The 12,811-nt window shown below is 70.0% G+C and carries 5 protein-coding genes; 1 reads left to right on the top strand and 4 read right to left on the bottom strand.

Annotated features, from left to right (window positions below; all coding sequences use genetic code 11):
* Positions 1 to 9: 9 nt before the first annotated feature.
* The 3 genes from glgB to ACUYMY_RS03760 form a co-directional block, all read right to left on the bottom strand.
* Positions 10 to 3,909: a 1,4-alpha-glucan branching protein GlgB gene (gene glgB, locus ACUYMY_RS03770; RefSeq protein WP_481702296.1), complete on the bottom strand. Its 3,900-nt coding sequence runs from the start codon at positions 3,907 to 3,909 to the stop codon at positions 10 to 12.
* Positions 3,906 to 5,702 carry a maltose alpha-D-glucosyltransferase gene (gene treS / locus ACUYMY_RS03765; protein ID WP_481702295.1) on the bottom strand — a complete coding sequence of 599 codons (1,797 nt, stop codon included), beginning with the start codon at positions 5,700 to 5,702 and terminating at the stop codon, positions 3,906 to 3,908. Before treS ends, glgB begins: the two co-directional genes overlap by 4 nt.
* Positions 5,703 to 5,777: 75 nt before the next feature.
* Positions 5,778 to 7,805: an alpha-1,4-glucan--maltose-1-phosphate maltosyltransferase gene (locus ACUYMY_RS03760; protein WP_481702294.1), complete on the bottom strand. Its 2,028-nt coding sequence runs from the start codon at positions 7,803 to 7,805 to the stop codon at positions 5,778 to 5,780.
* 199 nt (positions 7,806 to 8,004) lie between these two features.
* Between ACUYMY_RS03760 and glgP the strand changes: the two genes are divergently transcribed.
* The gene (glgP, locus tag ACUYMY_RS03755) at positions 8,005 to 10,614 is read left to right on the top strand and encodes an alpha-glucan family phosphorylase (protein ID WP_481702293.1); all 2,610 of its coding nucleotides are present in this window, start codon (positions 8,005 to 8,007) and stop codon (positions 10,612 to 10,614) included.
* Positions 10,615 to 10,682: 68 nt separating this feature from the next.
* Here the strand turns inward: glgP and glgX are convergent, their stop codons facing one another.
* The gene (glgX, locus tag ACUYMY_RS03750) at positions 10,683 to 12,770 is read right to left on the bottom strand and encodes a glycogen debranching protein GlgX (protein ID WP_481704947.1); all 2,088 of its coding nucleotides are present in this window, start codon (positions 12,768 to 12,770) and stop codon (positions 10,683 to 10,685) included.
* Positions 12,771 to 12,811: the final 41 nt, after the last annotated feature.

Here is a 12,811-nt window from a genome sequence, read left to right as displayed (position 1 = left end):
CTGCCCGCCCTAGGTGAGCTCGTCGTCGCCCGCGCTCCGGGTGAGCTTCGCAGACTCCACTCCGCCCGCGGAGGTGTCCGGCTCGAGCCAGACGACGCCGAGCGGCGGGAGCGTCAGCACGGCGGTGGCCGGCTTTCCGTCCCACTCGCTGTCCTCCGCGTGCACGAGCCCGCCGTTGACGACGCCGGAGCCGCCGAACTCGGTGCTGTCGGTGTTCAGCACTTCGCGCCACCGCCCGGCCTGCGGCAGCCCGATCGTGTAGTCGATGTGCGGGTGCCCGGCGAAGTTGGCGATGCACACCAGGGGGGTGCCGTCCTTGGCCAGGCGGACGAAGGACAGGACGTTGTGGTCGGCGTCGTCGCCCCTGATCCACTCGTAGCCGGCGGGCTCGTGGTCGAGCTCGAAGAGCGCAGGGGTCTCGCGGTAGATCGCGTTGAGCCTGCGGATGAGCTCCTGCAGGCCGCGGTGCGGCTCGAGCTCCGTGAGCCACCAGTCGAGCCCGTGCTCCTGGTTCCACTCCGATTCCTGCCCGAACTCACAGCCCATGAAGATGAGCTGCTTGCCGGGGTGCGCCCACTGGAACGCGTAGAACGCGCGGAGGTTGGCCAGCTGCTGCCACCGGTCCCCGGGCATCTTGCGCAGCATCGACCCCTTGCCGTGCACGACCTCGTCGTGGCTGATCGGCAGGAGGAAGTTCTCGCTGAACGCATAGACGATCGAGAAGGTCATCTTGTTGTGGTGCCAGCGGCGGTTGACCGGGTCCTCCTGCATGTACTGCAGGGAGTCGTGCATCCAGCCCATGTTCCACTTGAGCCCGAAGCCCAGCCCGTTGAACTCGGTCGGCTTGGTCACGCCGGGGAACGCCGTGGACTCCTCGGCGATCGTGACGATGCCGCGGTTGCGCTTGTACGCCGTGGCGTTGGCCTCCTGGAGGAACGAGATGGCCTCGAGGTTCTCCCGCCCGCCGAACTGGTTCGGCCGCCACTGCCCCTCCTGCCGCGAGTAGTCCAGGTAGAGCATGGAGGCGACGGCGTCGACGCGGAGGGCGTCGACGTGGAACTCCTCGAGCCAGAAGAGGGCGTTGGCCACGAGGAAGTTGCGCACCTCGGTGCGGCCGAAGTTGAAGATGAGCGTGCCCCAGTCCGGGTGCTCGCCCTGCTGCGGGTCGGCGTGCTCGTAGAGCTGCTCGCCGTCGAAGTTCGCGAGGGCCCACTCGTCCTTCGGGAAGTGCGCGGGGACCCAGTCGACGATGACGCCGATGCCGGCCTGGTGCAGCCGGTCCACGAGGTACTTGAAGTCGTCCGGGTGGCCGAAGCGGGACGAGGGCGCGTAGTAGCTCGTGACCTGGTAGCCCCACGACCCACCGAAGGGGTGCTCCGCGACGGGCATGAATTCGACGTGCGTGAAGCCCATCCACGTCACGTACTCGACGAGCTCCTCCGCGAGCTCCCGGTACCCGAGGCCGGGCCGCCAGGAGCCGAGGTGCACCTCGTAGACGCTCATCGGGCTGTCGTGAATATCCCGCGTTGCGCGGGCCTCCATCCACGCCGAGTCCTTGAAGGAGTACCGCGACTCCACGACGCGCGAGGCCGTGCGCGGCGGAACCTCAGTGCCGAACGCCATCGGATCGGCCCGCTCGACCCAGTGGCCCCAGCGCGTGCGGATCCCGAACTTGTAGCACGCCCCTGCGACAACGCCCGGGATGAAGATCTCCCAGATGCCCGAGGAGCCGAGGCTGCGCATCGCATGCTCGCGGCCGTCCCAGCCGTTGAAGTCGCCCTTGACCTGCACGGCCTGGGCATTGGGCGCCCAGACGGTGAAGGCCGTGCCCTCGACGTCGCCGAGCACCGAGTGGTGCCGCTCGACGCGCGCCCCGAGCGCCTTCCACAGCTCCTCGTGCCGGCCTTCGCCGATGAGGTGCAGGTCGAGCTCGCCGATGCTGGGCAGGTAGCGGTAGGGGTCGTCTGTCGTGACGAAGTGGCCCTCGCCGTACTCGACCTCGAGGCGGTAGTCGGGCACGTGGCCCTCCTCCGTCTCGGGGAGCGTGCCGGCCCAGACCCCGTGCGCCTCGTGCCGCAGGGGGACGCGGCCCGCGGGGGTGATCGCCGTGACGCCCGCGGCGAGGTGCCTGAGGGCCCGGATGGTCACCGTCCCGGCGGCGTCGAGATGCGCGCCGAGCACGGCGTGCGGCGCATGGAACTCGCCGGCCGCCACCTTGCCGAGCACGTCATGGGAGACCGGGATGGGCTCCTTCACGTTGGCCCCCTCCGCGATCGTCGTCGGAGGGGGCAGCGGCGCCGCCCTTTCCTGTCGAGCGTAGGACATGTCCGTCTCCTCTCCAGACCGCGGGGACGCGGCCTGCTGCGCATCGCCGGGGGCCCCGCCGGTGGCGGCTTCCGTGATGCTCTCCACTGCTTGATTCTGCACCAACACGGCGGGGACCCACGGCTCGAGGGCGCTCCGCACCGCACGGAGGGGGATCTCGGCCCACGCCGGCCTGTTCCGCTCCTCGTAGGCGACCTCATAGAGCGCCTTGTCGAGCCACAGCGCCGCGAACAGCGGGGTCCCGAAGGGATCGTCGCCGCCCGTCACGGACGCGTAGCCCTCCCAGTACGCTCGCCCTGCGGACTCCGCCCATCCTTCCGGAACACGGGCAGCCGGCTCGGCGCGGCGAGCGGCCCCGGCCGCATAGTCGAACGACCGCAGCATGCCCACGACGTCGCGCAGCGGCGCATCGGGCAGGCTGCGCTCCGCGACAGGCCGCAGGGGTTCGCCCTCGAAGTCCAGGATCGCGAACGGCCGCTCCGGATGCGCCGGGAAGTGCAGCACCTGGCCGAGATGGAGATCCCCGTGGATGCGCTGGAGCGTGATGCCGGCGGCCGAGCCTGCGAGCCCCTCGAGGAGCGCCTCGAGCGCCTCGCCGGGCATGCCGACGCTCTCCCCCACGTCGCGCCAGGCCGTGCGCAGGCGGTCGGCGATGCGGCCCACGAACTGGGCGGCCGAGCGCTCGTCGAGCGTCTCAGTCCCGAGGGTCGCGGCCAGGGCGGCGTGCACTCGGGCCGTCGAGGCCCCGAGCTCGCGCGCATGCTCCTGGATGTCCTTGCCCTCCGCAGCGGCGTCGAGGGCCACGCGCCACATGTCCGCGCCGTCGGGGAGGAACTCGTGGACGACGGCGAGCTGGCCGCTCGCGCGGGTGCCCTCGGCTCGGCTCCACTCGCCATCGACCCAGCCGAGCGTCGCGGGGACGTCGGTCGACCCCGCCTTGGCGAGGGCGGCCCCGAGTTCGACCTCGGGGTTGAGGCCCTCGTCGAGCTGCCGGAAGACCTTGAGCATGCCAGAGCCGGCCTCGGACCGGACGATGATGGAGGAGTTCGACTGCTCCCCGCGCAGCACCGACGTCCTCAGCGGGCCCGACGGCAGGTGGCCCGCGCCGCTGACCCGGCCCCGCGCCGTCGTCCATCCGCCCGCAGTGTGCGCGAGGGCGCCCTCACGGCGTGCATCGAGGCTGCCTTCGGCGGTCGCGCCGTGCGCCATGAGCGACAGCAGTGCGGCCGCGAAGGCCGGATCGTGGACGGCGTCGTAGACCCAGACCCTGCCGGCGTCCGGATGCTCGGCCTCGCCGACGAGCGCGTGCTCGCCCCCGGCGAGGGGCGCGGCGCGCAGGCTCAGCGGAACGTTGAGGAGTGCCTCGAGCCTGCCGGCCTGAACGCGCACGAGCCGGACCTCGAGCCGCGAGGGCTCGGCGCCGGCGGCGTCAGGGCCGGCGACGGCGGGCGGCAGCTCGAAGCCGCCGGCCGGGGCGAGCTGGACGGCCCGTCCCTTGGCCGGGAACCAGCGCTGGCCGGGCAGCCAGTCCTCGAGCAGGGCATCGAGGGTCGGAAGGGCACCGGACGTGCTCGGGGCCGTCATTCGCCCAGCTCCCCGGTCGTGGGGCCGCCGGCAATGACCGGCAGCGCCGTGGTGTAGGGGCTCGACGGGATCGAGGCGGCGCTGCGGATGCGCAGCCAGAAATAGCCGTGCGGGGCGAGCGTGACGTGGAACCGGCCATCCGGGCCGACCTGCGAGAAGGGCTCGCCGCCGAAGAGGTCGCGCAGTCCGCGCCCGGCATACTCCGGCATGTCGAGGGAGGACGCGACCGGATGGCCCGCGAGGTTGAAGACGCACAGGACCGTCTCGGGGCGTTCGCCGTGGACCTCGCCCTCGCGGACCTCGCGGAGGTAGGCGAGCACGTGCTCGGAGTCTGCGTCGACGTTGCGGTAGCTGCCCAGACCGAAGACCGGGTGGGCCCGGCGCACACCGAGGATGTTGCGCGTCCAGCGCAGGAGGGACCCCGAGTGGGCCATCTCGGCCTCAACGTTCGCCATCGCGTAGTTGTAGACGAGGGACTGGATGGTGGGCAGGTAGAGCTTGCCCGGATCGGCGGTCGAGAAGCCCGCGTTGCGGTCCGGGTTCCACTGCATCGGGGTGCGGACGGCGTCGCGGTCCTCGAGCCAGATGTTGTCCCCCATCCCGATCTCGTCCCCGTAGTACAGGAAGGGGCTGCCCGGCAGGGACAGGAGGAGGGCGTTGATGAGCTCGATCTCCGCTCGGGAGTTGTCCAGGAGCGGCGCGAGGCGGCGCCGGATGCCGACGTTGGCCCGCATGCGGGGGTCCGAGGCGTACCAGCCGAGCATCGCCTCACGCTCCTCGACCGTGACCATCTCGAGGGTCAGCTCGTCGTGGTTGCGCAGGAAGGTGCCCCACTGGGCGCCAGCGGGGATCGCCGGCGTGTCCACCATCGTGTCGATGATCGGCTGCGCCCGCTGGTCGCGGAGCGCGTAGTAGAGGCGGGGCATGATCGGGAAGTGGAAGGCCATGTGGCACTCGGGCTCCTCGGCACTGCCGAAGTACTCCACGACCTCATGCGGGGGCTGGTTCGCCTCGGCGATGATGATGCGGCCGGGGTACTTCTGGTCCATCATGGCGCGCAGCTTGACGAGGAACTCGTGGGTCGCCGGGAGGTTCTCGCAGTTGGTCCCGTCCTCCTCGAAGAGGTAGGGGATCGCGTCCGCCCTGATCCCGTCGACGCCCTGGTCGAGCCAGAACCTGAAGACGTTGAAGACGGCGTCGACCACGGCCGGGTTCTCGAAGTTCAGGTCAGGCTGGTGGCTGAAGAAGCGGTGCCAGAAGAACTGCCGGCGGATCGGGTCGAAGGTCCAGTTGGACTCCTCGGTGTCGATGAAGATGATGCGCGCGTCCTGGTACTTCTCGTCGGTGTCGCTCCAGACGTAGAAGTCGCCGTAGGGGCCGTCGGGGTTGCGGCGGGACTCCTGGAACCAGCGGTGCTGGTCGGAGGTGTGGTTGAGCGGCAGGTCGATGATGATCCGCACGCCGCGGGCGTGGGCCTCGGCGACGAGCCGCTGGAAGTCGCTGATCGAGCCGAATTCGGGCAGCACAGACTCGTAGTCGGCGACGTCGTACCCGCCGTCGCGCAGCGGCGACTCGAAGAAGGGCGGCAGCCACAGGCAGTCGACGCCGAGCCACTGGAGGTAGTCGAGGCGGTCGATCAGGCCTTGGATGTCCCCCGAACCGTCCCCATTCGCATCGGCGAACGCCCGCACCAGCACCTCGTAGAACACGGCCTTCCGGTACCAGTGGGGGTCGTGCTGCAGCCCCGGAGCGTTGACGTTGAAGTTCGGCGTGGACTGCTGGCCGATGTTCATGTGCTGTGGAACTCCTTCATCGTGTGTGGCACGGTGGCGGGTCTACGCCACGTTAGCGCTGCACTGGCGTCCCTTCTACCGCCTCACGTGCAGAATGTGCGCGGGTTCGACGTGGGCGTCAAGCCGCACGTAGTTGTGCTCGCCCCACTGCCACGACTGTCCGGTGATGAGATCGTCGACACGGAACTTCCCGTCATCGCCCCACAGGTCCGGGTCGATGTCGAGCGCGTCCAGCTTGAGGGTCACCATGGACTCGCGCGCCGAGTGCGGGTCCACGTTGACGACGACGATGAGGGTGTCCTTCGAGCCGTCGTCGTTGACCTTGTGCTTCGAGTACACGAGCGTCGCGTCGTCCGTGCACTCGTGCAGGGTCAGGTTCTGCAGGTCCATGAGGGCGGGGTGCGCGCGCCGGATCTCATTGAGCCGGGTCAGGTACGGGGCGAGCGAGCGGCCCGCGGCCTCCTCGGCCGCCCAGTCGCGGTGCTTGTACTCGTACTTCTCGTTGTCGATGTACTCCTCCGCTCCGGGTCGGGCCACATGCTCGTAGAGCTCGTACCCCGCATACACGCCCCAAATCGGACTGGCCGTCGCCGCGAGCACCGCGCGGATCTTGAATGCCGGCTTCCCGCCGTACTGGAGGTACTCGGTGAGGATGTCCGGGGTGTTCACGAAGAGGTTCGGCCGGTAGAACGGCGCCCACTCCTTCGTGATCATCGTGAAGAACTCTTCGAGCTCCGCGCGCGTGTTCCGCCAGGTGAAGTAGGTGTAGGACTGCTGGAAGCCGGCCCGGCCGAGGGCCTTCATCATGGCCGGGCGCGTGAACGCCTCCGCGAGGAACACGACCTCCGGGTTCTTCTTGTTCACCTTCGCGATGATCCACTCCCAGAACCACACGGGCTTCGTGTGCGGGTTGTCCACACGGAAGATCTTCACGCCGTGGTCGATCCACAGGTTCACGATCCGCAGGATCTCCTTCGACAGGCCCTCGGGGTCGTTGTCGAAGTTCAGGGGGTAGATGTCCTGGTACTTCTTCGGGGGGTTCTCGGCGTACGCGATCGAGCCGTCGACGCGGGTCGTGAACCACTCGGGGTGGTCCGTGACCCAGGGGTGGTCGGGCGAGGCCTGGAGCGCGAGGTCCAGGGCGACCTCGAGTCCGAGCTCCTCGGCGCGGGCCACGAAGGCGTCGAAGTCGTCGAACGTGCCGAGGTCCGGGTGGATCGCGTCATGTCCGCCCTCGGCGGCGCCGATCGCCCACGGCGAGCCCGGGTCGTTCGGGCCGGCCGTGAGCGTGTTGTTCGGGCCCTTGCGGAAGGCCCGCCCGATCGGGTGGATCGGCGGCATGTAGATGACGTCGAAGCCCATCGCGGCGACAGCGGGAAGGCGCTCCGCGGCGGTGCGGAACGTGCCCGAGGTCCAGACGCCCGACGCCGGGTCCCGGTACGCGCCCTCCGAGCGCGGGAAGAACTCGTACCACGACCCGCGCCCGGCGCGCTCGCGCTCGACGAGGAGCGGGAAATGCTCGCTCACGGCCACGAGCTCGCGGATCGGGAGGCGCCCGACCGCTGCCCGGACCTCCTCGCTCTCTCCCGCGGCGAACCGGTCGTCGGTCCACATCGACGTGTTCCCGAGCGCATCAGACGCCGCACGGAACACCGCGCGGTCCGCCGCCGAGCGCGCGGACTCCTCCGCCGCCTCGGCGAAGAGCGCCGCGCCCTCGGCGAGCATGAGCTCGACGTCGATCCCGGCGGCGATCTTGACCTCCGCGTTGTGGTGCCACGTGCCGTAACGGTCGTGCCACGCCTCGATCTGGAACGTCCACGCGCCCGTCTTGGGCGGGGTCAGGATCCCGTGCCACCGGTCCAGGCCCTTGCCGAGCGGCTGCAGGCGCACGCGCTCCTTCTCCTTGCCGCGGGGGGTGTAGAGGACGGCGGTCACGCCGAGCTGGTCGTGCCCCTCGCGGAAGGCCGTCGCGCTCACGACGATGCTCTCCCCTGCCACCGCCTTCGCGGGGAACGCCCCGCCCTCGACGACGGGCTGCACGTCGGTGATGGGGAAACGGCCAAAGCGCAACTTCGCGGGAAGGTTGGGCTCGAGTGCGGGCAAGGGACGTCCTTTCCGATGCGGGCATGGCCGTCAGGCCGGTCCAAGCGCCACCATAGCCCGGGCGCGACACGATTGCGAAGGCTGTGACGCCGGCCGTCGTGTTGCTCGACGGGCCCTTGCACACGTGTCTTCTCGTCATTCACCAATCCGTAACCTGCGCCTATTCAGGACGGCGCTGGACTGCACTAGGGTGACGCTCGTGAAGGCCATCCGTAGATTCACCGTCCGCACCGTGCTCCCCGAGCCGATCGCGGCACTCGACACCCTCTCCATGAACCTGCGCTGGTCGTGGCACGAGCCCACGCGCGAGCTCTTCGAGAGCCTCGACCCCGTGCTGTGGAGGGAGAGCGGGCATGACCCGGCGGGCTTCCTCGGGCTCATCACGCGCGAGAAGCTCCAGGAGCTCGCGCTCGACGGCGGCGTCGTGGACCGCGTCCGGGCAGCCGCTGAGGACCTGCGGGCCTACCTCGAGGAGCCGCGCTGGTACCAGGGACTCGGACCGGACGCGCCTACCGCGATCGCCTACTTCTCCCCCGAGTTCGGCATCACGGAGGTCCTTCCCCAGTACTCGGGCGGCCTCGGCATCCTCGCCGGCGACCACCTCAAGAGCGCCTCGGACCTCGGCGTGCCGCTCATCGGCGTCGGCCTCCTCTACCAGGCCGGCTACTTCAAGCAGTCGCTCTCCCGGGACGCCTGGCAGCAGGAGACGTACCCGGTCATCGATCCTGACGCCCTGCCGCTGACGCAGCTCAAGGAGCCGGACGGCACCCCGTGCGTGGTCACGCTGCCGCTGCCCAACGGCCGCAAGCTCCACGCGCACGTGTGGCGCGCCGACGTCGGCCGCGTCCCGCTCCTGCTGCTGGACTCCAATGTGCCGGCGAACGACGACGGCGCCCGCCAGATCACGGACCGCCTCTATGGCGGCGGCGGGGACCACCGCCTCCAGCAGGAGCTCCTCCTGGGCATGGGTGGCGTCAAGGCGATCCGCATCCACCAGAGGCTCCACGGCGGGCCCGCGCCCGAGGTCTTCCACACGAACGAGGGGCACGCGGGCTTCCTCGGCATCGAGCGGATCCAGGAGCTCATGAGCGGCCCCGAGGCCCTCTCGTGGGACGAGGCGCTCGTCGCCGTTCGCTCCTCGACGGTGTTCACGACGCACACGCCCGTGGCCGCGGGCATCGACCGCTTCGACGCCGCGCAGATCAAGTACTTCTTCGATGCGGGCCTGGCCGCGGACGTCCCGACGGCGAAGGTCCTCGAGCTCGGCCGGGAGAGCTACGAGGGGGGCGACCCCTCCGTCTTCAACATGGCCGTGATGGGGCTGCGCCTCGCCCAGCGGGCGAACGGCGTCGCGAAGCTGCACGGCGAGGTGTCCCGGGCCATGTTCTCGGGGCTGTGGCCCGGCTTCGACCATTCCGAGGTGCCGATCACCTCGGTGACCAACGGCGTGCACGTGCCGACGTGGGTCGACCCCTCGATCGCGGCCATGGCCGAGGAGCTCGAGCCCGGCTCCGGCGTGGGCGGACGCTGGGACCTCGTGTTCAACGTCTCCGACGAGAAGATCTGGGAGGTGCGGCGCCAGCTGCGCATGCGCCTCATCGAGGACGTCCGCCGCCGGCTGCGCGCCTCGTGGAGGAAGCGGGGCGCGGGCGAGGCCGAGCTCCGGTGGACCGACTCCGTGCTGGACCCGGACGTCCTCACGATCGGCTTCGCCCGGCGCGTGCCGACCTACAAGCGTCTGACCCTCATGCTCCGTGACCCGGCCCGGCTCAAGAGGCTCCTGCTCGACCCGGAGCACCCGATCCAGATCGTCATCGCCGGCAAGTCCCATCCCGCGGACGATGCCGGGAAGAAGATGATCCAGGACCTCGTCCACTTCACCGACGACCCGGAGGTCCGGCACCGCATCGCGTTCCTGCCGAACTACGACATCGCCATGGCGCGCACGCTGTTCCCGGGCTGCGACGTCTGGCTCAACAACCCGCTGCGCCCGCTGGAGGCCTGCGGCACGTCCGGCATGAAGGCCGCGATCAACGGCTCGCTGAACCTCTCCGTCCTCGACGGCTGGTGGGACGAGATGCACGACGGCTCCAACGGGTGGGCGATCCCGACGGCGAGCGGCCAGGCGAGCCCGGCGGAGCGCGACGACATCGAGGCGGACGCGCTCTACGAGCTGCTCGAGACCCAGGTGGCTCCGCGCTTCTACGGCGCCTCGGGCTTGGGGGCGAGCGCCGCCGGCGCCGCGGGCCCATCGATCGAGGACCCGTCCGAGGTGCCGAACCAGTGGATCTCGATGATCAAGCACACCCTCTCGCACCTCGGCCCCGCCGTCTCGGCGGACCGCATGCTCGGCGACTACGTCTCCAAGCTGTACACCCCGGCGGCCGGAGCGGGGCGCAAGGCCATGGCGGACGGGTACCGGCACGCGCGCGAGCTCGCCGCGTGGACCAAGCACGTGCGCAGCAACTGGTCCCAGGTCCACGTCGAGCACATCGACTCGGGAGGGCTCTCCGACGTCCCGCAGATCGGCGACAAGCTGCAGGTCAGCACCTATCTCAACCTCGGCGTCCTCAACCCGACGGATGTTCTCGTCGAGCTCGCCTACGGCAAGGTCGACGAGTCGGACGAGATCGCGACGATCGGCCTCGCCGAGCTCGAGGCCAGCGAGAACCTCGGCAACGGGCGGTACCTCTTCGCCGGCGCCGTGACGATCGACCACTCAGGCGCGTTCGGGTACACCGTGCGCGTCATCCCCCGGCACGAGGGCCTGGCCTCCAAGGCCGAGCTGGGGCTCGTGGTCAACGCCTGAGCCGTAGCAGGAGCGGGGCCGGGACCTTGAGGTCCCGGCCCCGCTTCGCTGTTCGAGGCGGGTACGGGCTAGTCCGTGCTGCGCGCCCGGAAGATCGTGATCGAGTAGGGCTCGGCGATGTCCTCCTGGCCGCTCGCGAAGACCGTGCCGATGCGCTGCTCGGTCAGGTGCGCGGTCGAGTACCGCAGCTCGTACGCGAGCTCGCGTTCCTCGGCATCGGGGAACACGGTGGCCTCGGGGAACACGGTCTCGATCTTCTCGGGGCCGCCGTTGATGACCACGAGGCCGTCGAGGAAGCCGTCCTTGGAGCCGAGCAGGAACTGCAGGAGCCGGTGGCGGGGGTCCTGCCAGCGATCCGGATCCATGGGCAGCCCGTCGGCGCCGAACCAGTGGAAGTAGTTGCTCTCCTCGCGCGTCGGGTAGCTCGCCGGCTGGCGCGTGAGGAAGTCCCGCCGGATCCGGATGAGCCACTTCGTGTGGTCCAGCATCTCGCGCCCGGCCGTGTCGAGGTGCCAGTTGAGCCACGTGGTCTCGTTGTCCTGGCAGTACGCGTTGTTGTTGCCCTGCTGGGTCCGGCCGAACTCGTCGCCCGCGGTGATCATGGGCACGCCGAGGGACACGAGCAGGGTGGCCATGACGTTCTTGGCCGTCTGCGTGCGGGCGGCGATGATCGACTCGACCTCGGTGCGGCCCTCGAATCCGTGGTTGTAGGAGCGGTTGTGGCTGTGGCCATCGCGGTTCTGCTCGCCGTTGGCCTCGTTGTGCTTGCGGTGGTAGGCGGTGAGGTCCGCGAGGGTGAACCCGTCGTGAGACGTGACGAAATTGATCGACGCGAGGGCCGTTCGACCCGACGCCGCGAACAGCCCGTGCGAGCCAGAGACCGCATCGGCGAGGCGCGCCGTCGACCCGCCCAGCCCCCCGGCGTCGATCACGCCCCGGTCGGCGAGCCAGAAGTCGCGCACGGTGTCCCGGTAGTGGTCGTTCCAGTCCGCCCAGCCCTGGGGGAACTGGCCGGTCTGCCAGCCGCCCATGCCCACGTCCCACGGCTCGGCAATGAGCTTGGTGCGGGAGACGACGGGGTCCTGGGAGGCGGCGACGAGGAACGGATGCGCGGGGGTGAAGGCATGCTGCCCGTCCCGGCACAGCGTGACCGCGAGGTCGAACCGGAACCCGTCGATGTGGTACTCCTCGGCCCACATCCGGAGCGAGTCGAGGGCGAGCTGGACCACGCGCGGATTGGAGAAGTCGAGCGTGTTCCCGCAGCCGGTCGTGTCGATGTACCGGCCGTCCGGGTCGCACCGGTAGTACTGCCGGTCGCCGAGGCCCCGGAAGCTCAGGGTCGTCCCGTCCGGCCCCTCCTCGGCGGTGTGGTTGTAGACGACGTCGAGGATCACCTCGAGCCCCGCGGCATGCAGGAGCTTGACCATGCCCTTGAACTCGTCCTGCACGGCCTGGGGGCCCGCCTCCCGGGCGGCAGCCGTCGCGTAGTCGGGGTGCGGGGCGAAGAACGCCGCGGTGTTGTAGCCCCAGTAGTTCGTCAGGCCCAGGTCCTGGAGGTGGGCCTCGTCGAGGTGGAAGTGCACTGGGAGCAGCTCGACGCTCGTGATCCCGAGGCGCTGGAGGTGCTCGATCATGACCGGGTGCGCGAGGCCCGCGTAGGTGCCGCGCAGCTCCTGGGGGATGTCCGGGTGCAGCATCGTCTGGCCCCTGACATGGGCCTCGTAGATGATCGTGTCCCTCATCGGGATGTTGGGCCTTACGACGGCGCCCCAGTCGAAGTGCGCGTGGACGTGGACGTTGAGCCACTGGCCGTCCACGCAGTCCACGGCCCTGCCGTAGGGGTCCAGGAGGAGGGTGCCCCTGCCCGCGGCAGGCACGCGACCGGCGTCGTCCGTGCGCGCCGCGAAGGCGTACCTCGTGCCCTCCGGCATGCCCGCGACGAGCCCGTGGTGCACGCCGTCGGTGAACTCGGGGAGGGGCTCCTTGTGCCACACGCCCGCGGCGTCGAGGAAGTGGACGTCCACGGCCTCGAGGCCTGGGGCGTAGACGGCGAGGTTGACGGTGTGCGTGGCCTGCTGCTCCGCCGCGCGGGCAGCCGTGAGGCCGAGCGGGAACGGCTGCGACGGCGTCACCACGAACGCCAGCGGCATCGTCATGTTGCTCATGCTCATCTGCATCCCGACCCGAACGAGGGGCC

It is taken from the genome of Sinomonas sp. T428B (assembly GCF_056780155.1).
The sequence above is the reverse complement of the archived record's forward strand: the minus strand, read 5'-3'. Positions and strand labels throughout refer to the sequence as shown.